The sequence below is a fragment of the Borreliella mayonii genome (assembly GCF_001945665.1).
GTDB lineage: Bacteria > Spirochaetota > Spirochaetia > Borreliales > Borreliaceae > Borreliella > Borreliella mayonii.
Genome location: NZ_CP015780.1, coordinates 284,661 through 307,407, shown reverse-complemented (window position 1 = coordinate 307,407; position 22,747 = coordinate 284,661). Strand labels below are relative to the sequence as shown.

General features: G+C 30.9%; 27 protein-coding genes. All 27 read left to right on the top strand.

Features of this window, described 5'->3' with window-relative positions; translation table 11 throughout:
* Window positions 1-4 precede the first annotated feature (4 nt).
* The 27 genes from dprA to flhA are packed head-to-tail and all read left to right on the top strand — an operon-like array spanning window position 5 to window position 22,746.
* On the top strand, window positions 5-949 hold the full coding sequence (gene dprA / locus Bmayo_RS01480; protein WP_075551996.1) for a DNA-processing protein DprA: 945 nt from the start codon (window positions 5-7) through the stop codon (window positions 947-949).
* Between the two features lie 8 nt (window positions 950-957).
* Window positions 958-1,506: an ATP-dependent protease subunit HslV gene (hslV, locus tag Bmayo_RS01475; protein WP_075551995.1), complete on the top strand. Its 549-nt coding sequence runs from the start codon at window positions 958-960 to the stop codon at window positions 1,504-1,506.
* Entirely contained in the window at window positions 1,499-2,845 is a 1,347-nt protein-coding gene (gene hslU, locus Bmayo_RS01470; RefSeq protein WP_075551994.1) for an ATP-dependent protease ATPase subunit HslU, read from the top strand. The genes hslV and hslU overlap by 8 nt, the downstream gene beginning before the upstream one ends.
* A 34-nt stretch (window positions 2,846-2,879) precedes the next feature.
* Window positions 2,880-3,287: a flagellar basal body rod protein FlgB gene (flgB, locus tag Bmayo_RS01465; RefSeq protein ID WP_075551993.1), complete on the top strand. Its 408-nt coding sequence runs from the start codon at window positions 2,880-2,882 to the stop codon at window positions 3,285-3,287.
* A 23-nt stretch (window positions 3,288-3,310) separates the two neighbouring features.
* Window positions 3,311-3,769 (top strand): flagellar basal body rod protein FlgC, encoded by a 459-nt coding sequence (flgC, locus tag Bmayo_RS01460; protein ID WP_075551992.1) that lies wholly within the window; start codon window positions 3,311-3,313, stop codon window positions 3,767-3,769.
* A gap of 11 nt (window positions 3,770-3,780) precedes the next feature.
* Window positions 3,781-4,116 (top strand): flagellar hook-basal body complex protein FliE, encoded by a 336-nt coding sequence (gene fliE, locus Bmayo_RS01455; RefSeq protein ID WP_145924582.1) that lies wholly within the window; start codon window positions 3,781-3,783, stop codon window positions 4,114-4,116.
* Between the two features lie 14 nt (window positions 4,117-4,130).
* Window positions 4,131-5,840 (top strand): flagellar basal-body MS-ring/collar protein FliF, encoded by a 1,710-nt coding sequence (gene fliF, locus Bmayo_RS01450; RefSeq protein WP_075551991.1) that lies wholly within the window; start codon window positions 4,131-4,133, stop codon window positions 5,838-5,840.
* Window positions 5,841-5,855: 15 nt separating this feature from the next.
* Window positions 5,856-6,890: a flagellar motor switch protein FliG gene (gene fliG / locus Bmayo_RS01445; protein ID WP_002556889.1), complete on the top strand. Its 1,035-nt coding sequence runs from the start codon at window positions 5,856-5,858 to the stop codon at window positions 6,888-6,890.
* A gap of 14 nt (window positions 6,891-6,904) precedes the next feature.
* The gene (gene fliH / locus Bmayo_RS01440) at window positions 6,905-7,825 is read left to right on the top strand and encodes a flagellar assembly protein FliH (RefSeq protein ID WP_075551990.1); all 921 of its coding nucleotides are present in this window, start codon (window positions 6,905-6,907) and stop codon (window positions 7,823-7,825) included.
* Window positions 7,826-7,843: 18 nt separating this feature from the next.
* A complete protein-coding gene (fliI, locus tag Bmayo_RS01435) occupies window positions 7,844-9,154 on the top strand; it encodes a flagellar protein export ATPase FliI (RefSeq protein ID WP_075551989.1) in 1,311 nt (436 codons plus the stop codon).
* Window positions 9,151-9,582, top strand: coding sequence for a flagellar FliJ family protein (locus tag Bmayo_RS01430; RefSeq protein ID WP_075551988.1), 432 nt, complete (start codon window positions 9,151-9,153; stop codon window positions 9,580-9,582). Before fliI ends, Bmayo_RS01430 begins: the two co-directional genes overlap by 4 nt.
* Window positions 9,575-10,192, top strand: a complete 618-nt coding sequence (locus Bmayo_RS01425; RefSeq protein ID WP_075551987.1) for a periplasmic-type flagellar collar protein FlbB — start codon at window positions 9,575-9,577, stop codon at window positions 10,190-10,192. The genes Bmayo_RS01430 and Bmayo_RS01425 overlap by 8 nt, the downstream gene beginning before the upstream one ends.
* A 7-nt stretch (window positions 10,193-10,199) precedes the next feature.
* Entirely contained in the window at window positions 10,200-11,378 is a 1,179-nt protein-coding gene (locus tag Bmayo_RS01420) for a flagellar hook-length control protein FliK (RefSeq protein WP_075551986.1), read from the top strand.
* A 13-nt stretch (window positions 11,379-11,391) separates the two neighbouring features.
* Window positions 11,392-11,835, top strand: a complete 444-nt coding sequence (flgD, locus tag Bmayo_RS01415; protein WP_075551985.1) for a flagellar hook assembly protein FlgD — start codon at window positions 11,392-11,394, stop codon at window positions 11,833-11,835.
* A 4-nt stretch (window positions 11,836-11,839) separates the two neighbouring features.
* A complete protein-coding gene (gene flgE / locus Bmayo_RS01410; RefSeq protein ID WP_075551984.1) occupies window positions 11,840-13,168 on the top strand; it encodes a flagellar hook protein FlgE in 1,329 nt (442 codons plus the stop codon).
* A 21-nt stretch (window positions 13,169-13,189) separates the two neighbouring features.
* Window positions 13,190-13,414 (top strand): flagellar FlbD family protein, encoded by a 225-nt coding sequence (locus Bmayo_RS01405; RefSeq protein WP_075551983.1) that lies wholly within the window; start codon window positions 13,190-13,192, stop codon window positions 13,412-13,414.
* Window positions 13,411-14,193, top strand: a complete 783-nt coding sequence (locus Bmayo_RS01400) for a motility protein A (protein WP_075551982.1) — start codon at window positions 13,411-13,413, stop codon at window positions 14,191-14,193. The genes Bmayo_RS01405 and Bmayo_RS01400 overlap by 4 nt, the downstream gene beginning before the upstream one ends.
* Window positions 14,193-14,975, top strand: coding sequence for a flagellar motor protein MotB (motB, locus tag Bmayo_RS01395; RefSeq protein WP_075551981.1), 783 nt, complete (start codon window positions 14,193-14,195; stop codon window positions 14,973-14,975). Before Bmayo_RS01400 ends, motB begins: the two co-directional genes overlap by 1 nt.
* 47 nt (window positions 14,976-15,022) lie before the next feature.
* Complete coding sequence (fliL, locus tag Bmayo_RS01390) at window positions 15,023-15,559, top strand: flagellar basal body-associated protein FliL (protein ID WP_075551980.1); 537 nt, start codon at window positions 15,023-15,025, stop codon at window positions 15,557-15,559.
* 37 nt (window positions 15,560-15,596) lie between these two features.
* Window positions 15,597-16,655 carry a flagellar motor switch protein FliM gene (gene fliM / locus Bmayo_RS01385; RefSeq protein WP_002656446.1) on the top strand — a complete coding sequence of 353 codons (1,059 nt, stop codon included), beginning with the start codon at window positions 15,597-15,599 and terminating at the stop codon, window positions 16,653-16,655.
* Window positions 16,656-16,697: 42 nt separating this feature from the next.
* The gene (gene fliN, locus Bmayo_RS01380; RefSeq protein WP_006068512.1) at window positions 16,698-17,039 is read left to right on the top strand and encodes a flagellar motor switch protein FliN; all 342 of its coding nucleotides are present in this window, start codon (window positions 16,698-16,700) and stop codon (window positions 17,037-17,039) included.
* A complete protein-coding gene (locus tag Bmayo_RS01375) occupies window positions 17,032-17,658 on the top strand; it encodes a flagella biosynthesis regulatory protein FliZ (RefSeq protein WP_075551979.1) in 627 nt (208 codons plus the stop codon). The genes fliN and Bmayo_RS01375 overlap by 8 nt, the downstream gene beginning before the upstream one ends.
* A gap of 10 nt (window positions 17,659-17,668) precedes the next feature.
* A complete protein-coding gene (fliP, locus tag Bmayo_RS01370; protein ID WP_075551978.1) occupies window positions 17,669-18,433 on the top strand; it encodes a flagellar type III secretion system pore protein FliP in 765 nt (254 codons plus the stop codon).
* An 8-nt stretch (window positions 18,434-18,441) separates the two neighbouring features.
* On the top strand, window positions 18,442-18,705 hold the full coding sequence (fliQ, locus tag Bmayo_RS01365) for a flagellar biosynthesis protein FliQ (protein ID WP_075551977.1): 264 nt from the start codon (window positions 18,442-18,444) through the stop codon (window positions 18,703-18,705).
* 32 nt (window positions 18,706-18,737) lie between these two features.
* The gene (gene fliR, locus Bmayo_RS01360; RefSeq protein WP_075551976.1) at window positions 18,738-19,526 is read left to right on the top strand and encodes a flagellar biosynthetic protein FliR; all 789 of its coding nucleotides are present in this window, start codon (window positions 18,738-18,740) and stop codon (window positions 19,524-19,526) included.
* Window positions 19,526-20,644, top strand: coding sequence for a flagellar biosynthesis protein FlhB (flhB, locus tag Bmayo_RS01355; RefSeq protein ID WP_075551975.1), 1,119 nt, complete (start codon window positions 19,526-19,528; stop codon window positions 20,642-20,644). The genes fliR and flhB overlap by 1 nt, the downstream gene beginning before the upstream one ends.
* 8 nt (window positions 20,645-20,652) lie before the next feature.
* Window positions 20,653-22,746 (top strand): flagellar biosynthesis protein FlhA, encoded by a 2,094-nt coding sequence (flhA, locus tag Bmayo_RS01350; protein WP_145924581.1) that lies wholly within the window; start codon window positions 20,653-20,655, stop codon window positions 22,744-22,746.
* Window position 22,747: the final 1 nt, after the last annotated feature.

Here is a 22,747-nt window from a genome sequence, read left to right as displayed (position 1 = left end):
TATGATGAAATTGCTTTATGTTGATAATTTGAAATTTTTAAAAGGCAAAGAAAAATTAAAACTTTTTAATAATTTTAATTTTAATAATATTATTAAATTAACTCAAAAGGATATTGAGTCTTATTTTCTAAAATCATTTAGAAGATTGTTTAGGTTGCCCGATCTAAAATTAGTAGAATTGCAAGAAAAAGTTATTCGAAGGACAAAGGCCAAAGTTGCTATTCTGGGGTCTAAGTTTTATCCTAATAAACTTAAAAGAATTTATGACCCTCCTTTTGCTATTTACTACAAAGGTAATTTACCAAATTATTCTTCATTGTCTTGGGCCGTTGTTGGTTCTAGAAAAATTAGTAAAGCTCTTGCTGAGATAACAAGAGAATTTTCTTCACATCTTGCAAAAAATGGTGTAGAGATTGTTTCTGAATTTGCAATTGGTGCCGATATTGAAGCTCATATAGGAGCAATAAATGAGAATAAGAGGACATTTGCTGTTATTCCAACAGATATTGATAATATTTATCCTAAGCAAAATCGAAAATATGTTTTCAAGCTTTTAGAACAAGGTGGAGGAATAATTACTGAGACTTTGCCATTTGATAAAATTCAAAATTATTTTTTTGCCAAAAGAAATAGATTGGTCTCAGGTCTGTCTGATGCTATTTTTATAACTTATGAGCCCTTAAAATCAGGAGCTTTAATTACAGCTGAACTTGGTCTTGACTTGGGACTTGACATTTATGTTTATGATTTAGATTTTTGTGGTGTTGGAGCCGTAAAATTGCATAGTTTTGGTGCTCAAGAGATAAAAACCATTAAGGATCTTTATGCTTTATTAAATATTAAATATGTAGATTCTAATAATATTGAAGATGATCCTAAAGAGTGTTGTGATTGTAAAAATGTATCTGATATTCTTATTGGAGAACTTTTAAAAGAGGTATATAAATAGGGGGTAATATGGGTTTTAAAGGAACCACAGTTATTGCAATAAAAAAAAATGGTAAGACTGTGGTGGCAGCAGATGGACAAGTAACTTTTGGACATACTGTTTTAAAGAGTAATGCTATTAAAATACGTAAATTGCTTAATGGGAAAATTTTGGCAGGATTTGCAGGCTCAACATCTGATGCAATTACTCTTTTTGAAAAATTTGAAGAAAAAATCAAAGCAAAAGGTGATGGTTTGATTGATATTAAAAGGGCTGCTGTTGACCTTGCAAAAGATTGGCGTTCTGACAAAATACTGCATAAGCTTGAGGCTATGATGCTTGTTGCTGATTCTAGCAATATTCTTTTAATTTCTGGTACCGGTGATGTTGTTGAGCCTGAAGAGGACGTTATTTCAATTGGAAGTGGTGGTAATTATGCATATTCAGCAGCTCTTGCTTACATGGAGAATAAAAAATTAAGTGCTTTTGAGGTTGCACTTAGATCTTTAAAAATAGCAGCAAGAGTATGTATATATACTAATTCTAATATTGTGCTTGAGGAGATTGAAAATGAATAAATTAGAAGAGCACTATATAGTTCCCAAAGATGTAGTTGCAGAACTTGATAAATATATAATAGGCCAAGACGAAGCTAAAAAATTAGTATCAATTGCTCTTGTTAACAGATATATAAGGTCCAGGCTTCCCAAAGAAATAAAAGATGAGGTAATGCCTAAAAACATTATTATGATTGGGTCAACTGGTATTGGAAAGACCGAGATTGCAAGAAGACTTTCTAAATTAATTAAAGCCCCTTTTATTAAAGTTGAGGCTACAAAATATACTGAGGTTGGTTATGTTGGTCGTGATGTTGAATCTATGGTTAGAGATTTAATGGGAATTGCAGTTAATATGGTAAAAGAAGAGATGTATAGCACTGTAAGAGATGATGCCTTGGTAAGAACAGAGGAGAGAATAGTTGAGAGTCTTTTTAAGGGATCTAGTAATTCTGAGAATATGGATTCAAATGAAATAAAGGCGGAAGAAAAGGTAAAAGAGAAGCTTAGAAAAAAGCTTAGAGCGGGTGAGCTTGATGATACTACTATTGAAATACAAATTTCTAGTAAAATGCCATTTTCTACAATAGAAATATTTACAGGTGGTAATTTTGAAGAGATTGATATGGGAATTGGCGGTTTGCTGGGTAATATATTTGATAGAAAAAAGAAAAGAGAATTGAAGATTAAAAAGGCAAAGGAAATAATATTAGCAGAAGAGCTTGAGAAATTGGTCGATCACGAAAACATTTCAGATATTGCAAAATCTAAAGTTGAAAATATGGGAATTATTTTTATTGATGAGATCGATAAAATAGCTGCTAAGAATAGGAGCGGCAATGATGTGTCCAGAGAAGGTGTTCAAAGAGATATTTTGCCAATTATTGAAGGTTCTAAAGTTAATACAAAATATGGAATAGTTGATACTTCTCATATTTTATTTATTGCAGCAGGGGCATTTAATTTGGCTAAACCTTCTGATTTAATACCTGAGCTTCAAGGACGATTTCCGATTAAGGTTGAGCTTAAGAGTCTAAGCATAGATGATTTGAAAAAAATTTTAAAACAAACAAAAAATTCTTTAATAAAGCAATATGTTGCTATGTTTAAGGTTTATAATTTGGATTTAAAGTTTAGCGAAGAGGCTATAGATAGAATTGCAGAGCTTACTTTTAATATGAATCTTGAGAATGAAAATCTTGGCGCCAGAAGACTTCACGGCGTTATGGAAAGAGTGCTTGCAGATCTTTTTTTTGAAGTGCCTGGTAGTAAGTTAAAGAAATTTGAAATAAACTTGGACTATGTTAATAAAAAAATACAAATTAACGAACAAAAAGATTTAAATTATTATATAATTTAGTTAAAAGCAATTTTAAACAGAGGGGGGTTTTAATTTGAATGATTTTGAAAGATCTGTAGATTTTTCACATAGGTATTTAGATGTTCTAAGCTTAAGACAAAGCGTTATTTCTGATAATATAGCAAATGTAGATACTCCAAATTTTAAAAGAAGCAAAATTTCTTTTGAGTCAGAGTTTGAAAAAGCTTTTTTAAATAAAGATAAAAATGATCTAAGCTTAACTAAGTCTAGCGATAAGCATTTGTCTGGACTTAAAAATCTAAAGTATTCAGATGTCAAGCCTCACAGAGTTCTTGACCATCTTTCAACTATGAATAATAATGGCAATAATGTTGATATTGATTCTGAGATTAAGGCGCTTGTACAAAACCAAATGATGTATCATCTTATGACTAATGTTCAGGCGCATTATTTTAAAAGTATAAATATTGTATTAAAATAAATTAATATCTTAAGGAATATAAAATGGGATTGTTTTCAAGTATTAACGTAGCTTCAACAGGATTGACAGCACAAAGGTTGAGGATTGATGTTATTTCTAATAATATTGCAAATGTTTCTACTTCTAGGACCCCTGATGGTGGACCTTATAGAAAGCAAAGGATTATTTTTGAACCAAGGGTTAATAATCCTTATTGGAAAGGGCCTTTTATTCCAGATTATCTTGATAATGGTATTGGCCAAGGAGTTAGGGTTGCTAGCATTGAAAAAGATAAATCTCCATTGAAGTTAAAATATGATCCAACTCATCCCGATTCAATAAGTTCTGGAGATAAAAAAGGCTATGTAGAGCTTCCTAATGTTAATTTAGTTGAAGAAATGGTAGATATGATTTCAGCTTCTCGTGCTTATGAGGCAAATTCTACTGTCATCAATAGTAGTAAGTCTATGTTTAGAAGCGCATTAGCTATACTTCAAGGCTAAAGGAGAGATCATTGTTGAGAACTGATGCTTTTTTAAAAGAGAATAATATTAATTTGGCTAAAAAAAATTCTTTGCATTTTGATGTGAATCTTTTTAGTTCTAAAAGTAATGCCAAAGATAATGATATTAGAACTTTTAAGGATGTTTTAATAAATTCGATTACTGATGTCAACAAAAGCCAATTAAATGTTTCTAAAGTTATAGAACAAGCTGTTCTTAGGCCCAGTAGCATTGATGTTCATGATGTTGTAATAGCGATGTCTAGGGCGAATATGAATTTAAGCATTTTAAAGGCCGTTGTTGAGAGAGGTGTGAAGGCTTATCAAGATATAATCAACATTCGTTAAGGAGCCATAAAATTTTGAGCAATTTTTTTACTAATTTTTTTGTTTCAGCAAAAGGAATCTTCAAAAAAGCTAGTACGGTTCAGAAAATAGCCTTAGGATTGATTATTTTTTTTGTGATTCTTGCGCTTGTTTTTTTAATAAGTTTTTCTACTAAAAGCCAAAGTATTGTTCTTTTTGGAGTTGAAATTAAAGATCAATATCTCTTAGATAGGATATCGCAAAGACTTGATAGAGAAAATGTTAAGTATTTTTTGAGTTCCGATGGAAGAATTTATTTAGATGATGAAAAGCTTGCAAAAAAAATGAGAGCAATTCTTGTCAGAGAAGAACTTGTGCCCGTTCATATGGATCCATGGGCTTTGTTTGATATTGATAGGTGGACTATTACTGATTTTGAAAGAAGCATTAATCTTAGAAGATCTATTACAAGGGCGGTTGAACAGCATATTGTAGCTTTAGATGATGTTGATGCTGTTAGTGTGAATCTTGTTATGCCCGAGAAAGCTCTTTTTAAAGAGTCTCAAGAGCCTGTTAAGGCATCTGTTAGAATTACCCCAAGACCTGGTTCTGATATTATTACCAATAGAAAAAAAGTTGAAGGACTTGTTAAGCTTATTCAGTATGCCATTGAAGGTCTTGAATCCGATAATATTGCTATTGTTGATAATAGTGGAACTATTTTAAATGATTTTTCTAATTTAGATGGGATAGATAGAATAGACTTGGCAGAAAAAGAGCGCAAGTTAAAGCTTAAGTATGAAGCTATGCTTAGGGGTGAAATCGATTCTGCATTAAGCAAGGTTTTGTCTGTTGATAGATTTATGATAGCTAGAGTAAATGTAAAACTTGACACCTCAAAAGAAACTACAGAGTCTAAAGAATATGCTCCTATTGAGCTTCAATCCCAAGATCCAAAAGTTTCTTATAACACTAGAAAAGTAAGCGATTCAACTATTATATCTTCTCAGACTCAAAAAAAAGAATATCAGGGTCAAGGATATAGTCCGTGGGGGCCTCCTGGGCAGGAAGGCAATACTCCTCCTGAATATCAAGATTTAAGTGATATTACTGGTAAATATAATGAGTCTCAAGAAATCAAAAATGTTGCTTTAAATGAAAAAAAATCTACAAGTGAAAAAGAGCCCGCTAGGATTGTAGGTGTTTCTCTTGGTATTTTCGTGGATGGTATTTGGAATTTTGTGTATGATGAGAAGGGAGATTTCGTAATAGAAAATGGAATGAGAAAAAGAGAATATAAGCCTATGGCATTAGAAGAAATAAAAAATATTGAAGATGTTTTGCAAAGTTCTTTTGAATATAAGCCAGAAAGAGGTGATTCAATAACAGTTAGAAATATATCTTTTGATCGCATGAATGAATTTAGAGAAATAGATGAAAATTATTTTGCAAGTGAAAGGTTTAAATATTTTTTATTTATTGCAAGTATAGTATTTTCATTATTAATTTTAGTATTTACGATATTTTTTGCTATTTCTAGAGAGCTTGAAAGGCGAAGACGTCTTAGAGAAGAGGAATTAGCAAAGCAAGCGCATTTAAGGCGTCAACAAGCTTTAATGGATGGTGGTGAAGATATTGGCGTTGACGATGTTGTTGGTGGGGTTAGAGAGGGCGATGAGCTTCAAAGTAATGCTGAGCTTTTAGCTAGAGAAAAGCCAGAAGATGTTGCTAAGCTTATAAGAACATGGCTTTTGAAAAACGCGTAAAAGGTAGTAATTGATATGGAAGAAAAAAAAGAAAAGGAGATTTTGGATGTTTCTGCTTTAACAGGTAAGCAAAAAGCCGCTATTTTATTGGTTTCAATAGGTTCTGAAATCTCTTCTAAAGTGTTTAAGTATCTTTCTCAAGAAGAGATAGAGTCTTTGACATTTGAGATAGCAAAACTTGAGACAATTACTTCTGAGCTTAAAGATAATGTTCTTTTAGAGTTTAAAGAATTAATGATGGCTCAAGAATTTATTCAAAAGGGTGGAATTGATTATGCAAGAGAGCTTCTTGAAAAATCTCTTGGAACTCAAAAGGCAGTTGATATTATTAATAATTTGGGTTCTGCTTTACAGTCTAGACCTTTTGAATTTGTTAGAAGAGCAGATCCTGCAAATATTTTAAACTTTATCCAACAAGAACATCCGCAAACAATTGCTTTAATACTTTCATATCTTGATCCCCAAAAGGCTTCTTTTATTCTCTCTAGTTTGCCCACAGAGGTACAAACTAATGTTGCAAGAAGAATTGCATTAATGGATAGAACTTCTCCAGAGGTTGTAAGAGAGGTTGAGAGAGTTCTTGAGAAAAAATTGGCTTCTCTTTCTTCAGAAGATTACACATCAGCAGGAGGAGTTGATAATGTTGTTGAGATAATCAATATGGCTGATAGAAAGACAGAGAAGTTTATTATTGAATCTCTTGAAGAAGAAGATCCAGAGCTTGCAGAAGAGATTAAGAAGAAAATGTTTGTATTTGAGGATATAGTTTTGCTTGATGACAGATCTATACAAAGGGTTTTAAGAGAAATAGATGGTCAAGAGTTAGCAAAAGCTTTAAAATCTGTAGATATTCCTGTCCAAGAAAAAATTTTCAAAAATATGTCAAAAAGAGCAGCTTCAATGCTTAAGGAGGATATGGAATTTTTGGGACCTACTAGGCGAAAAGATGTTGAGGAATCCCAGCAAAAAATTGTTTCTCTTATTAGAAAATTAGAAGAACAGGGAGAAATAGTTATTTCAAGAGGGGGTGAGGAAGATGTGCTTGTCTGATAAAGGAGTTTTGTTTGCCTAAGGTTTTATATAAATCATCAGAAGTTGATAATTTGGTAAAGTTTGAGTTTGTTGAGATAGCAAAGCCTGTTTTTGAATCTCTGGAAATCAAGGAGAAGGAAGGCAAGGTTTACGACATAGACAGTCAAATCGCCACTCTTAAAGAAGAGTTGCAACTTTTAAGAGATGAAAAATTACGACTTGAGGAAGAGCTTGCCAAAAGGCAAGAACTTGCCAAAGAGGAAGTTCAAATTGAATCCAAGCGGCTTATTGAAGAAGCCAAGGTAAAGGCTAATGAAGTATTAGAGGCAGCTAAGCAAGAAGCAGATCTTTTGCAAAGAGAGGCTATTTATAAGAAAGAATCTATTGAGGCTGAATCTAATGCTGAGATTGAAAGATTGGCAAGAGAGTATGAGGAAAAATTAAAAACAGATCTTGAGACAGCAACAGCTAAAGGCAGGGAAGAAGGATACAGTAAAGGTTATGAAAGTGGTTTTGAAGATTTTGATAAAGTTATGAGGAAATTGCATGCTATAATAGCATCTCTGATTGCAGAAAGGAAAAGTATTCTTGAATCCTCGAGTGCTCAGATAGTAAGTCTTGTTATGCAAATTGCAATTAAGGTTATTAAGAGAATCACAGATTCTCAAAAAGATATTGTCTTGGAAAATGTTAATGAGGTTTTAAAAAGGGTAAAAGATAAAACACAGATTACCATTCGCGTAAATCTTGATGATTTAGATATTGTTAGACATAAAAAGAGTGATTTTATTTCTAGATTTGATATTATAGAAAATTTAGAGATCATAGAAGATCCCAACATAGGCAAAGGTGGTTGTATAATTGAAACTAATTTTGGAGAGATTGATGCGCGCATTTCTTCTCAACTTGATAAAATAGAGGAAAAGTTCAAAAATTTTTCGTTATTAAGTTAAGTATCTAAAGGAATTTTAGTGAGCAATTTTTTTGAAAATTATTTAAAACAAGTAGATGATATTGAAACTGTTTCTTTTGTTGGCAGAGTACAAAAAATAAAAGGTCTTTTAGTTGAAAGTTTGGGGCCTCAGTGTGCTATTGGAGATTTGTGTTTAATTGATCAAAGAAATGATAAAAAGGTATGTGCTGAGGTTTTGGGGTTTAATGGTCCTTATGTTAGCCTTATGGCTTATGAAGGATTTGATGGGATTGAAGTTGGAAATAAAGTCTATTCTTTAAACAAAGGGCTAGAAATAAATCTTAGTGATGAGCTTTTAGGAAGAGTTATTGATTCTCTTGGCAGACCTATTGATAATAAAGGGTCATTTTTGAACAATAGTTATAAAGAGTTAATTTTTGAAAAAATTAATCCAATTAATAGAAGTATTTTTGAAGAGCAAATATTAACAGGAGTTAAAGTTCTTGACGGGTTTTTGCCAGTCGCAAAAGGGCAAAGAGTTGGTATTTTTTCTGGTTCTGGCGTTGGCAAATCTACTTTGCTTGGCATGATTGCAAAAAATTCAAATGCAGATGTAAACGTTATCGCTTTTATTGGGGAAAGAGGTCGAGAGCTTAATGAGTTTATTGAACATGAACTTGGTGAAGAGCGTTTAAAAAAAAGTGTTTTAGTTGTTTCAACTTCTGATGAATCGCCCATATCAAGGTATAAGGGAGCTTATGTTGCTACCATGATAGCAGAATACTTTAGGGGGCAAGGTAAAGATGTGGTTTTGCTTTTTGATTCTATTACCAGGTTTGCAAATGCTAAAAGAGAGATGTCTCTTTCTTTAGGAGAGCCTCCGGTAGCCAAAGGTTATCCACCTTCTGTTTTTGTTGAAATTCCAATTTTGCTTGAGAGATCAGGCTTTAATGGTAATGGGGGAAGTGTTACTGGATTTTATACTGTTCTTGTTGAGGGGGATGATTTTACAGAGCCTGTAGCTGATAATATTAAGGCTGTTTTGGATGGTCATATTATTTTAGACAGAGATTTGTTTGACAGGGGGATTTATCCTTCAATAAATATTTTAAGTTCAACTTCAAGATCTATTCATAGAATAATAAGTTTAGAAAAACAAAAATTAATAATGAAGGCTAGAAATTTATTGTCTGTTTATAAAGATTATGAAGATCTTATTAGAACAGGAATTTATCTTAAAGGATCCAATAAGGATGTTGATTTTGCAATTTCAAAGTATCCTAAGATTATTGATTTTATTTCTCAAGGAATAAATGAAACATTTGATTTTGAAAATTTAGAAGATAAAATAAGGGAAATATTATCTTGAATGATTTAAACTTTAGAAAACAAAAGCTTAATAGAATATTAACGATTAGAACTCACTTTCGAAAGCTAAGCGAGAGAGACTTAATGAGTATAAATAAAAAAATTTCAAAAATAAATCAATTTTCAGATGGAATTCCTAATCTTTTAAAAAACTTGAATAGTTTTGATAATCTTTACATAAGAGGTTATATGGACTGTTTAAATTATAAAAAAACTCAAAATTTTAAAATTCTTGAAGAGCTTAGAAAGCATTATAACGAGTGTTATGATATTTATGTGGATAAATATCGGGAAGAAAAAAAGATTAAAACATTAATAAAAACTTTAAATAATTCTATAATTAAAAATAGAGAAAAAAAAGAAAGCTTGCTGCTAGATGAGCATGTAAATTATAAAGTTTGCCAAAATTTGAGGAATGAAAGTGAATAGTTTTTTATCGTTTTTTTTTAGGGCATTTTTTTTGTTATTTTTAATTGTTATTTTATTTTTATTTGTATTATTCTTTATTGATTTTATTGGAATGTATAATACTAAAAGATATTTTCCTGAGTTTGTAAGAACTAAGTTTTTAGGAGAAACTTCTCTAGTCTTTGATCATAATTCTAATATAATTCTTGATGAGGCTAGACTTGTGAAGGAAAGAGAAGCTATTGATATTAAGAATCAGCAGATTGAAAAGCTTAAAGAAGATCTAAAGTTAAAAGAAGACAGCTTAAATAAGCTTGAATTTGAGCTTAAGCAAAAACAGAAAGATCTCGATTTAAAACAAAAGGTAATAGATGACATTATAAATAAATATAATGATGAGGAAGCAAATATTTTGCAAACAGCTGTATATTTAATGAATATGCCACCAGAGGATGCTGTTAAGCGGCTTGAGGATTTAAATCCTGAGCTTGCAATATCTTATATGCGGAAAATTGAAGAGCTTTCTAAAAAAGAAGGCCGTCTATCAATTGTTCCTTATTGGTTATCTCTTATGGATTCTAAAAAAGCTGCTATATTGATTAGAAAAATGTCTGTTAGTTCATTGGAGTAGTGTTTATATGAGTAGTTTATTAAATTTAAGTAAAGCTTATGGTAACAAATTAAATCTTTTGAATGCAATTAAAGGATTAAATTTAAATGTTTCTAAAGTGGAATCTAGAGAGAATTCGATTTCTTTTTTAAATATTATGTCTTCTGAATCTAAAAAATTAGCTAAGGCAAAATTTATGATATTTGATTTTTTTAATTTTTTTAAAGATAATGGACTTATTGCTAAAAATTTAAAAAAATCACCTTTAAATAAATCCTTTTTTATAAAAAAACTTGAAAATGAGGCTTTTGTTTCCGATTTGAAATCCTTGATTGCTAGAATGAGTGTTTTTTTAGATTTTGAAGGTTTAAATAGCATTAAAGAAAGTTTATCATCTAATTTTGATTTTTTAGGCAAAGAAAAATTTTTTGAAAAAATCGAAAGACTTTGTTTGGCTTTTAATGATTTGAGTTCTTTTTTGGGGTTTGATTTTTTAACTGCTTTGATTGATGATTATTATAATCATATAAGCTTGAATGATAAAAAGGAAGAAAAGAATGTTATTAACATTGATGTGAAAAATTTTAAAAAGAATAATGGTGATCATAATGATTTTGTTTTTTCAAAGTTTAGCTTAAATGCAATTGATGGTCAAAATTTTGTTGATAGGTATAAAGTTAAAGAAATATCAAACGATTCTTTAAAAGGCTTTGTTGAAGAATTTGCTAATTATAACATAAAAAACTCTAAAGAGGTTGATAGTTTTGATTTTGTCAGCAGTTTAAAGCCAGAATGGAATCTTAAGATTAATAAAAATATTGTGGATAAAGCTAAAGTTGTGTTAAAATCGAATAATACAGGAGAGATTAAGTTGGTTTTAAAGCCCAAAGAGCTTGGTAGTATACGAATTAATTTAAACCTTGATTCAAATAATAATTTATTGGGAAAGATCGTAGTGGATAATCAAAATGTTAAAATGCTTTTTGATCAAAATATGCATTCATTAAATAAAATGCTTGGTGAGAGTGGTTTTAATGCTAGCTTAAATCTTTTTCTTGCGGGTGAGAATTTAAATTCTTTTTCTAAAGATTTTAAAGATGACTCTAAGGATCAAAATTCCTATTTTGGTTATAGTAAATTTTTTCAAATTGAAGAAGAAGTTGAATTTTCTTATGATGTAGATAAAAATGTTAATTTAATTATTTAGAGGGTGGAGTTAAATGAATAAAATGAACGGTGTTGAAAATGTTTCTAATTTAAATATTAGTAGCAAAGTTAAAAAAAAAACAGATTTTAATGTTGATAATATATCTAATAAGGTTAATCTTGGCAAAGATGATTTTTTAAAATTGCTCATTACTCAGCTTAGGTATCAAGACCCTACAAATCCAATGAAGGATAAAGAATTTATTGCTCAAATGGCGCAATTTTCGGCTCTTGAGCAAATGACTAATATGAGTAAATCATTTGAACAACTTTCATCTTCTTTAGGAATAAGAAAAGATTTGGATTTATTAGGTAAAGTAATTAAATTTCAGCATGGTGATGGGGAGATTGTTGAAGGTCGTGTCACAAACATTAAGACAGGCGCAATACCTCAAGTTATGGTTAATGGTAATTATTATGTGTATAAAAACATATTATCGGTAGGTTTGGAGGAGTAATTATATGATGAGGTCTTTATATTCTGGTGTTTCTGGTCTTCAGAATCATCAAACAAGAATGGATGTTGTTGGTAACAATATTGCAAATGTAAATACAATTGGTTTTAAAAAGGGAAGAGTAAATTTTCAGGATATGATATCGCAGTCTATTTCTGGAGCTTCTCGCCCTACTGATGCTCGTGGTGGGACTAATCCTAAGCAAGTTGGATTAGGCATGAATGTTGCATCAATTGATACTATTCACACCCAAGGAGCTTTTCAAAGTACTCAAAAAGTATCTGATCTTGGGGTTAGTGGCAATGGATTTTTTATTTTAAAAGAAGGTAAAAATTTGTTTTATACAAGAGCCGGTGCTTTTGATGTGGACTCTGATCGACATCTTGTAAACCCTGCAAATGGAATGCGAATTCAAGGCTGGATGGCAAGAGATTTAGAAGGTGAAAAGGTTATTAATACAGCCTCTGATATTGAGGATTTGATTATTCCGATTGGAGATAAAGAGGGGGCAAAAGCTACTAAAAACGTTACTTTTGCCTGTAATCTTGATAAGAGATTGCCCTTAATTCAAGAAGGCGCAAGTCCTGCAGATATTGCGCGTGGAACTTGGGTTGTTAATAAGTCATTGTATGATAGTTTTGGAAATGTTAGTGTTCTTGAACTTAGGGTTGTAAAAGATTTAAATACTCCTAATTTATGGAATGCAACAGTGTTAATAAATGGTGAGCAAAATTCAAATTTTACACTTGGGTTTGACAATGAAGGAGCATTGGCGTCTTTAAATGGTCAACCAGGTCAAAAAGGAGATATTCTTCAAATTCCTATAACATTTAATGTTTTGGGCGCAAATGTAGGTGAAGTTGGTGAGCAACAAACTGTAAATTTGAAATTGGGAACAGTTGGAAGCTACACCGATTCAATAACTCAGTTTGCTGATTCTAGTAGCACAAAGGCTATTATTCAAGATGGATATGGCATGGGATATATGGAAAATTATGAAATTGATCAAAATGGCGTTATAGTTGGAATTTATTCAAATGGCATAAGACGAGATCTTGGTAAGATTGCTCTTGCTTCTTTTATGAATCCCGGAGGACTTGCAAAATCAGGAGATACTAATTTTGTAGAAACAAGCAATTCAGGTCAAGTTAGAATAGGCGAAACTGGACTTGCTGGACTTGGTGATATTAGATCTGGTGTTTTAGAAATGGCTAATGTTGATCTTGCAGAGCAGTTTACAGATATGATAGTGACCCAAAGAGGATTTCAGGCAAATGCTAAAACTATTACTACTTCTGATCAATTATTGCAAGAACTTGTAAGATTGAAAAATTAATCTAAGATTGTTTTTAAACATATGATTTTTGTAACTAAGCTTAATGGTGATGGATATTATTTAAATCCTTATCATATTGAAAGTATTGAGGCTAATCCTGATACTACAATTCTTCTTATGAATGGTAAGAAGTTAATTGTAAAAGAAAAAGTTGAAGAGGTGGTCAATAGGATTAAGTTATATAGAAAAGAAGTTGCTTCTTTTGAAAAAATTTTAGGAGAAGGAAATGGGAGCGTTGAATTATGAATTTAGCTAGTATAATTGGGTGGGGAGTTGGATTTGGAGCTATTTTAATTTCTATGGCATTTACTCCTACAGGACTTGGTGTTTTTTGGGATTTAAGTTCTGTTTTTATTACTGTTGTTGGATCTTTTTCTGCTCTTATGGCTTCTTCAGAAGTTGTTGCTGTAAAAAAAATTCCAACGTATTTGGGATTTTTCTTTAGAAGAAATTCATATGCTAAGATTTCTATTATAAAAATATTAGTAGAGCTTTCAGAAAAGGCTAGAAAAGAAGGTCTTTTATCTCTTGATGATGAACTTGAGCAAATTAATGACCCATTTTTTAAGTCAGGAATGAGGCTTGTTGTTGATGGTGCAGATCCTGAGGTAATTAGAACTATGCTTTATTTAGAGCTTGATCAAATGCAAGAAAGACATAAGGTTGGTTCAGATCTTTTTAAAACTTGGGCAAAGCTTGCTCCAGCTTTTGGAATGACGGGCACCCTTATTGGGCTTGTAGCTCTTCTTGGAAATCTAGAAGATAAGTCTGCGCTTGGTTCTTCTATGGCTGTTGCTCTTATTACAACTCTTTATGGAACCATAATGGCAAATTTAATGTTTACTCCTGTCCAACTTAAGTTAGAAAAAATTGATTCTGAGGAAGCTGCGGCAAAGACAATGATAATTGAGGGTGTTTTATCAATTCAGTCTGGAGATAATCCTAGAATTTTAGAGCAAAAATTAATGACGTTTTTAACTCCCAAAGATCGAAGTCAGCTTAGTAGTAGCATTGGGGGTGAATAATGGCTTTGCGAATTAAAAAACCTTCAAAATGTGATGAAGGATCTCCAGATTATATGTTGACTTATGGAGACATGGTTACTTTACTGCTTGTGTTTTTTGTTACAATGTTTTCATTAAATGATATTATTTTTCAAGAAAATGTGATAAGGATAATGTCTGCTTCTTTCACAGGTGCGGGATTTTTTAAAGGTGGTAAAACTTTAGATTTTAGTAAACTATCTTATTTGAGCAATAGTTTTATGTCTTTGCCTTCTACTGTGCGCAATAAACAAGCATCTCAAACTGCTAAAAATAAATCTATGATTGAATTTATTGAAAAAATTCAGTCTAAAAATATTATAGTTAGACAGGAAGAAAGAGGGATTGTGATATCTCTTGCAGCAGATGCATTTTTTGATTCTGCTAGTGCAGATGTTAAGCTTGAAGAGAATAGAGATTCTATTCAAAAAATAGCATCTTTTATTGGTGCTTTAAGTTCTAGAGGTTATAATTTTAAAATCGAAGGGCATACAGACAATATTGATACTGATGTAAATGGACCTTGGAAAAGCAATTGGGATCTTTCGGTTGCTAGATCTGTTAATATGCTAGAACATATTTTGAACTATTTGGATCAATCTAATGTTAAAAGCATTGAAAATAAGTTTGAAGTATCTGGTTTTGGCGGAAGTAGGCCTATTGCAACAGACGACACCCCTGAGGGTAGAGCTTATAATAGAAGAATTGATATATTAATTACTACGGATGCATCTTTAAGTTTCCCTAAGGAAATTAAGCAGTAGATAATTCTTTTTAACTGTAAAGAAGAAATTAATAGGAGGAATTTTTTATGCCTAATAAGGACGATGAAAATTTAGATATGGGGGATTCTAATGCTAGCAGAAAAGGTGGTTTGTTGCCTGATATTATAATAAAAATTTTACAGATACTTGCAATAGGAATATTTACTGTTGCAATAATGATAATTGTTTCTTATTTTGTATCTAAAATGGTGGTAAGCCAAAGTGGAGCTCCTAGTGATTTTCCAGTTTTTTCTAATGAATACTTAGGAAAGCCACCTATGCTTATATGGTATGAGAGTATAGATGAGATTAGAGGTAACACTTTAGATGTTCCTCCAAAAACTTTTGTTGTAAAGCTTGCTTTAGGGTATGCAGAGAATAATGTTAATATTCTTAATGAGCTTGGAAGACAAAAAGTGCGCTTAAAGGATATTATTAGAGAATATTTTAGCCAAAGGACTGGTCAGGAAATAAAGAATGAAAGTCAAATAAAAGCAGAAATTAAGGCAAGAATTAATAGTATTCTTAGAAATGGAGAAATAAAAGAAATAGCATTAACCCAAATTGATATTTTTGATATGTAATAAATTTAAAAGAATTTTAAATTTAAAGGAATTTTAAATGGCAAACAATCCAGGAGCTTTATCTCAAGATGATATAGATAGTCTTTTAGAGTCTATCAACTCGTCTGAAAGTTTATCCTTAGACGAATCCCTTTCTAATGTTATATCTAGTCCTACAGGTAAAAAGCAAAAAGTTAAGGTTTATGACTTTAAAAGACCAGATAAATTTTCAAAAGAGCAGGTTAGAACAGTTTCAAGTTTTCATGAGGCATTTGCTAGGTATACCACAACCTCACTTTCTGCTCTTTTAAGAAAAATGGTTCATGTTCATGTGGCTTCAGTTGATCAATTAACTTATGAAGAGTTTATTAGGTCAATACCCAACCCCACAACTTTAGCAATAATAAACATGGATCCACTTAAAGGATCTGCTATTTTTGAAGTTGATCCAACCATAGCATTTGCTATAGTAGATAGGCTTTTTGGGGGAGATGGAGATACGATTAAAGATAAAAGTAGAGATTTAACAGAAATTGAGCAGTCTGTCATGGAAAGCGTTATTATTCGTATACTTGCCAATATGAGAGAGGCTTGGTCTCAAGTAGTTGATTTAAGGCCAAGATTTGGTCATATTGAGGTCAATCCACAGTTTGCCCAGATAGTTCCTCCTACAGAAATGATTATTTTAGTAACTCTTGAGGTTAAAATAGGAAAAGTAGAAGGGCTTATGAATTTTTGTTTGCCTTATATTACTATAGAGCCTATTGTTTCAAAATTATCAACAAGATATTGGCATTCTTTGATTGGAGTTGGAACTACCAGTGAGAATCTTGATGCTTTGCGTGAAAAGTTAGAAAATACAGCGATGCCTTTGGTAGCAGAAATAGGGGAAGTTAAACTTAAGGTAAGAGAAATTTTATCGCTTGACAAGGGGGATGTTTTAAATCTTGAATCTTCTTTAATAAATAAAGATTTAACTTTAAAAGTTGGCACTAAAGAAAAGTTTAAATGTAGAATGGGCTTAATGGGAAATAAAGTTTCAGTACAAATCACAGAAAAAATTGGAGATATAAAAGGTTTTGATTTATTAAAAGAGCTTACAGAAGAGGTTGAGTGATAGTAATTTTTTATATAACTTAAATTATTAAGAGGTTAAATTATGAGTGTAGATGAAAAAAGTGATAATGTAGAAAAGCCAGAAATAAAAGGAGTTAAGCTTCCTGATTTAATTGATACTTTGCCAGAAGGGGTTGATCCTAGTAATTTTGGGCTTTTAATGGATGTTTCTATGCAGCTTACTGTAGAGCTTGGAAGAACAGAGCGCAAAATAAAGGATATACTTGGCATGTCTGAGGGGACAATTATTACTCTTGATAAACTTGCCGGTGAGCCTGTAGATATTTTAGTAAACGGTAAAATAGTTGCCAGGGGAGAAGTAGTTGTAATTGATGAAAATTTTGGAGTTAGAATTACTGAGATAATTAAAACTAAAAATGAATAATAAATTTTTATTTTTAGTTTTTTTAACGTTTTCTAATTTTTTTACATATGCTAATTCGCAAGAGCAGGTAAATTTAGTATCTGTTGATTTAGAAAATGAATCTAGCTTGCCAATCTTTGAAGAAGATAAGGCAAATCTTACTAATAAAAGTATTACTCAGCCAGTCTCTCTTTTTAATGTTTTAGATTTGGTTAAGATAGTTTTATTTTTACTTATTGCTTTTTTTATCTTTTTCTTATTCAAGAAGATGATTTTTAATTCTAAAAAAGGCAAATATGAACAAAATTCCAATTTAGTTAAGGAGCTTCTTTTTTACGAAATAGATGTTAAAAATTCAATAAGAATTATAAACATATTAGACAATGTTTATATATTGTTAGTTTCTAGTAATTCTTCTACCTTGCTTAAAGAGATTAAATCCAAAGAAGAGCTGGAAGATTTAAAGCTTAGGCTTAGCAAAATTAATGATTCTGATAAGAAAGATTCTTTTAAATCAATCTTTAAGAAAATGTTGCTCAAAAAAGAAGAGGTTCCTTTTTCTAGTAATGATTATGTTAAACTTGAGAAGAAAATTGAGACTTCACTTAAGGATAAACAAGATAGATTAAGAAAATTTTAGAGGGTTTATTTTGAGAAAGTGTTTTATTTTTTTTTTATTTTTTAGTGTAACAAGTTTATCTTTTGCTCAAACAAAATCTTTACAGACCACTAATGGTCTTAATTTTCCGTTTTTAAATTTTGAAAATATTGGTGGCCCAGAGATAGCTTTTTCTTTACAGCTTTTAATTCTATTAACCATTATTACTCTTTCTCCAGCATTTTTAGTTTTAATGACTTCGTTTTTGCGAATATCTATAGTTTTGGATTTTATTAGGCGTGCTTTATCTCTTCAACAATCTCCTCCTACTCAGATAGTAATGGGATTAGCTTTATTTTTAACCATTTTTACCATGTGGCCAACCTTTAATTCTATATATGAACAAGCTTATTTACCTCTTAAAGAGTCAAAAATAAATTTTAATGAATTTTATAACAAAGGAATTGCTCCTCTTAGAATTTTTATGTATAAGCAGATGTCTGATGGGCGTCATGAAGAGATTAGATTATTTATGAGTATGAGTAATTATGATCGACCAAAAAATTTTAGCGAAGTGCCAACACATGTTTTAATTGCAGCTTTCATTTTGCATGAGCTTAAAGTGGCTTTCAAGATGGGAATTTTAATATTTTTGCCTTTTATAGTTTTAGATATTATTGTTGCTTCTGTTTTAATGGCTATGGGTATGATAATGTTGCCTCCTGTAATGATATCTTTACCTTTTAAGCTTATTCTTTTTGTAATGGTAGATGGCTGGACTTTAATTACTAGTGGTCTTATTAAAAGTTTTATGTAAGGTTATATATGACTGCAGGACACATTCTTTATTTAATTAGAATTTCTATTGAAAATATTATTATTTTATCAGCTCCAATGTTAGTTATAGCTCTTATAGTTGGTCTTTTGATTTCAATTTTTCAGGCTATTACTTCAATTCAAGATCAAACTTTAAGTTTTATTCCAAAAATTATTGTTATACTTTTAACTATTGTGATTTTTGGTCCTTGGATTTTAAATAAGCTTATGCAGTTTACCTATATGATTTTTAGTCAATTGCAAAATGTTTAATTTATGACTAATTGTGCCATTTGGATGAAATTTTGAATTTGAGTTTTTTAGTTTTAAAATCTTTTACAATTTTACCTGTATTGGTTAGAATTTTTATGTTTTTAAAATATTCTCCATTTTTTTCAACAATAAAAATTGGATATTTTAATTTTTTCTTTTCTTTGATTCTCTCTGTAATTATTGTTGAAAAGATTAAAATTATTTATCCTTTAGATAATATACTTTCTTTTACGTTAATTTTATTAGGAGAAGCTATTTTAGGCCTTATTCAGGCATTTTTCGTTAATATAATTTTTAGTGTTTTTCATTTAGTTGGATTTTTCTTTTCTAATCAAATTGGGCTTGCTTATGCAAATATTTTTGATGTTTTTTCAGAAGAAGATAGCATGATTATTTCACAAATTTTTGCTTATTTGTTTTTGCTTTTGTTCTTATCAAGCGATTTTTTACTTCGTTTTTTTGTTATTGGCATACATGATTCTGTTTTAAACATTAGGGTTGAGCATTTGGTCAATATGAGAAATTCAGAATTTGTCAAGCTTTTGCTTATGTCTTTTGGATTTCTTTTTGAAAAAGCTTTATTAATTTCGTTTCCAATATTGTCTTTGCTTTTACTTTTTTATCTAGTGTTGGGAATACTTTCAAAGGCATCGCCTCAGATTAATTTATTAATAATTAGTTTTTCAACCTCTCTATTTTTAGGGTTGTTAATTTTGTATATTGGATTTCCAAGCTTAGCAATGTCTTCAAAAAGAGTAATTGAACTTTCTTTAGATTCTCTTGCTAGTTTTTTAAAATTGTTTTATAGAGTTTTAAAATAATGATAAAAGATGAATTTTTGATTAAAAGTTGGTATATTCCTCTTGATTTTTTTTCTGCAGATGATGAGGGAAGAACCGAATTACCTACTGACCAGAAAAAGCAAAAAGCAAGAGAAGAAGGGCGTGTATTAAAGTCTACTGAAATTAATACCGCTGTTAGTCTTTTGTTGTTATTTGCATTGTTTTTTTTCATGCTTTCTTATTTTGCTTTAGATTTAGTAGCTGTTTTTAAAGAACAGACTAGCAAGCTTCCTGAAGTTATGCGTATGAGTGTTTATGCTATGGGTTTTGCATATATTAGATCTATCATAGGGTATGTCGTTTTGTTTTTTTTTGCATCCTTAGCTGTTAATTTTTTTGTTAATATTATTCAAGTGGGCTTTTTTATTACTTTTAAATCTTTGGAGCCAAGGTGGGATAAAATTAGTTTTAATTTTTCCAGGTGGGCAAAAAATTCTTTTTTTTCAGCAGGGGCTTTTTTCAATTTGTTTAAAAGTTTGTTAAAAGTTGTTATAATATGCTTGATATATTATTTTATTATAGAAAACAATATAGGCAAAATTTCTAAGCTTTCGGAGTATACGCTTCAGTCTGGGATTTCTATTGTGTTGATGCTTGCCTATAAGATATGTTTTTTCTCAGTAATGTTTTTGGCAATTGTAGGGGTGTTTGATTATTTATTTCAAAGATCTCAGTATATTGAGAGCTTGAAAATGACAAAAGAAGAGGTAAAGCAGGAAAGAAAAGAAATGGAAGGTGATCCCTTACTTCGATCTAGAATGAAAGAGAGAATGAGGGTTATTTTAAGTACCAATTTAAGAGTAGCTATTCCTCAAGCAGATGTAGTAATTACAAATCCAGAACATTTTGCAGTTGCTATTAAGTGGGATAGCAAAACAATGTTAGCTCCAAGGGTGCTTGCAAAAGGTCAAGATGAAATAGCTATCACAATTAAAAAAATTGCAAGAGAAAATAATGTCCCTTTAATGGAAAATAAGCTGCTTGCAAGAGCTCTTTATGCTAATGTTAGGGTTAATGAAGAGATTCCAAGAGAATATTGGGAGGTTGTTTCAAAAATTCTTGTGAGAGTATATTCTATTACTAAAAAGTTTAATTAGAGGTTCTATTGTTGGATGCTAGAAAAAATTCTATATTAGGGTATTTGGGGCTTAATAATAAGTCTGATTTAATAATTTCAGTCGGTTTGATATTTGTTGTTGCTGGATTTATCTTGCCTCTTCCTGCGCTTATTTTAGATGTTTTGATTACGGTTAATTTGGTAATAAGCCTTTTAATTATTTTAATTGTTCTTTATTCTAAGAGATCTCTAGATTTCTCTGTTTTTCCCACATTGCTGCTTGTAATGACTATTTTTGGACTTGTTCTTAATATTTCTTCTACTAGATTAATTTTAACTAAAGGTATAAATTTTGATGGGCAAATGATAAGAACATTTGGGACATTTGTTGTAGGTAGTTCTGGAATTCAAGGACTTGTTATTGGATTTATAATATTTATAATAATCATTGCTGTTCAATTTATTGTAATTACCAAAGGAGCAACAAGGGTAGCTGAAGTTGCAGCTCGGTTTGCTCTTGATGCGCTTCCTGGCAAGCAAATGGCCATTGATTCTGCCTACAGTTCTGGAAATTTGACAGAAGAAGAGGCTACAAGGCAAAAAAACGATTTACAATCAGAAGTAAATTTTTATGGTGCAATGGATGGAGCTTCTAAATTTGTATCAGGAAACGTTAAGGTTGGATTTTTAATAACTCTTATAAATATTCTTGGTGGTTTATTGGTGGGGATAACTTTGCAAGGTCTTAACTTTAACGAAGCCCTTAATAATTATGTTTCATTAACAGTTGGTGATGGACTTGTGTCTCAATTGCCTTCTCTTTTAATTTCAACAGCTACAGGCTTGATTGTTACTAGGTCGATTTCAAAAAATAGTTTTGGTGGCGAGATTTTTGAGCAATTTACAAATCATTTAGGAATTTATTGGATTGTTTCTGGGTTTTTGTTTTTTTTAGCTTTTCTTCCTGGATTTCCAACTTTAATTCTTATTTTTTTAAGTTTATTAATTGCATTTTTAGCTTATTCTCTTTCAGGAATAAGACATAAAGAAGAAATAAATAAAAAAATGAAACTTGAAGAAGAGCAAGCGTCAATTTATTCAGACAAAGATGTTTCTCCTGTTGTTCCTCTTGATTCACTAGCTCTTGAGATTGGATATAATCTTGTTCCAATAGTTGATGATACAAAAACCTCTGAATTGCTTGATCGTATTGTTAAGATAAGGCGTGAGATTGCATTTGAATTTGGAATAGTTGTGCCCAAGATTAGAATAGTTGATAATATGCGGCTTGAGCCCAATGCTTATTCTTTTAAGCTAAGAGGAGTTGAGGTTGGGCGAGGAGAGATTAAGCTTGGCAAATTTTTGGTGATAAATGTTGGAGTTGATTCTGGAATAGATGGAGATCTTGTTAAAGACCCCTCATTTGGGCTTCCTTCTCTTTGGGTAAATGATGATGGACGAGAAACTGCTGAAAAATTAGGATATACTGTTGTAGATCCCCCTTCGATTATTGCTACTCATATGACAGAGCTTATTAAAAGACATTCTTACGAAATTTTGACTCGTCAAGATGTTCAAAATACTCTTGATGTTTTTAAAAAAGATTATGGAGCTATTGTTGAAGAGGTCCTTAAGAATTTTTCAGTTGGTGAGATTCAAAGAGTTTTACAAGGGCTTTTAAAAGAACAAGTTTCAATTCGCAATTTGGTTACAATTTTTGAAACAATTGCAGATTTCACAAGTATTACTAAGGATATATTTTTCTTGATTGAAAAATGTAGGCAATCAGTTGGAAGGCAAATAGCTAGTGGGTATTTAGATTTAAATTCTGAGCTTAATGTAATAACTTTAAATCCTGTTTTTGAGCAAATAATAATTGATTCTCGTGTAGAATCCAATCATGATCTTATAAGCTCGATTGATCCTAATTTGAAAACTAAATTTATTTATGAACTTTTCAAAATTGTAAACGAGGTTCAAGCAGAAGGGTTTTATCCGGTTGTTCTCTCAAGCGAATCGTCAAGACCTATAATAAAAGTGATAACAAGCAGAGAGATTCCAGATCTTGTTGTTATGTCTGTTTTAGAGGTTCCCCAAAATATTAAAGTTAATGTTCTTAAAACAGTAGAGGTTGAAGAATAAT

Excerpts from the sequence above, each read along its gene's own strand:
- dprA (WP_075551996.1), top strand. The coding sequence starts at position 5 with ATGAAATTGCTTTATGTTGATAATTTGAAATTTTTAAAAGGCAAAGAA.
- hslV (WP_075551995.1), top strand. The coding sequence starts at position 958 with ATGGGTTTTAAAGGAACCACAGTTATTGCAATAAAAAAAAATGGTAAG.
- hslU (WP_075551994.1), top strand. The coding sequence starts at position 1,499 with ATGAATAAATTAGAAGAGCACTATATAGTTCCCAAAGATGTAGTTGCA.
- flgC (WP_075551992.1), top strand. The coding sequence starts at position 3,311 with ATGGGATTGTTTTCAAGTATTAACGTAGCTTCAACAGGATTGACAGCA.
- fliG (WP_002556889.1), top strand. The coding sequence starts at position 5,856 with ATGGAAGAAAAAAAAGAAAAGGAGATTTTGGATGTTTCTGCTTTAACA.
- Bmayo_RS01420 (WP_075551986.1), top strand. The coding sequence starts at position 10,200 with ATGAGTAGTTTATTAAATTTAAGTAAAGCTTATGGTAACAAATTAAAT.
- flgD (WP_075551985.1), top strand. The coding sequence starts at position 11,392 with ATGAATAAAATGAACGGTGTTGAAAATGTTTCTAATTTAAATATTAGT.
- flgE (WP_075551984.1), top strand. The coding sequence starts at position 11,840 with ATGATGAGGTCTTTATATTCTGGTGTTTCTGGTCTTCAGAATCATCAA.
- Bmayo_RS01405 (WP_075551983.1), top strand. The coding sequence starts at position 13,190 with ATGATTTTTGTAACTAAGCTTAATGGTGATGGATATTATTTAAATCCT.
- Bmayo_RS01400 (WP_075551982.1), top strand. The coding sequence starts at position 13,411 with ATGAATTTAGCTAGTATAATTGGGTGGGGAGTTGGATTTGGAGCTATT.
- motB (WP_075551981.1), top strand. The coding sequence starts at position 14,193 with ATGGCTTTGCGAATTAAAAAACCTTCAAAATGTGATGAAGGATCTCCA.
- fliL (WP_075551980.1), top strand. The coding sequence starts at position 15,023 with ATGCCTAATAAGGACGATGAAAATTTAGATATGGGGGATTCTAATGCT.
- fliM (WP_002656446.1), top strand. The coding sequence starts at position 15,597 with ATGGCAAACAATCCAGGAGCTTTATCTCAAGATGATATAGATAGTCTT.
- fliN (WP_006068512.1), top strand. The coding sequence starts at position 16,698 with ATGAGTGTAGATGAAAAAAGTGATAATGTAGAAAAGCCAGAAATAAAA.
- Bmayo_RS01375 (WP_075551979.1), top strand. The coding sequence starts at position 17,032 with ATGAATAATAAATTTTTATTTTTAGTTTTTTTAACGTTTTCTAATTTT.
- fliQ (WP_075551977.1), top strand. The coding sequence starts at position 18,442 with ATGACTGCAGGACACATTCTTTATTTAATTAGAATTTCTATTGAAAAT.
- flhB (WP_075551975.1), top strand. The coding sequence starts at position 19,526 with ATGATAAAAGATGAATTTTTGATTAAAAGTTGGTATATTCCTCTTGAT.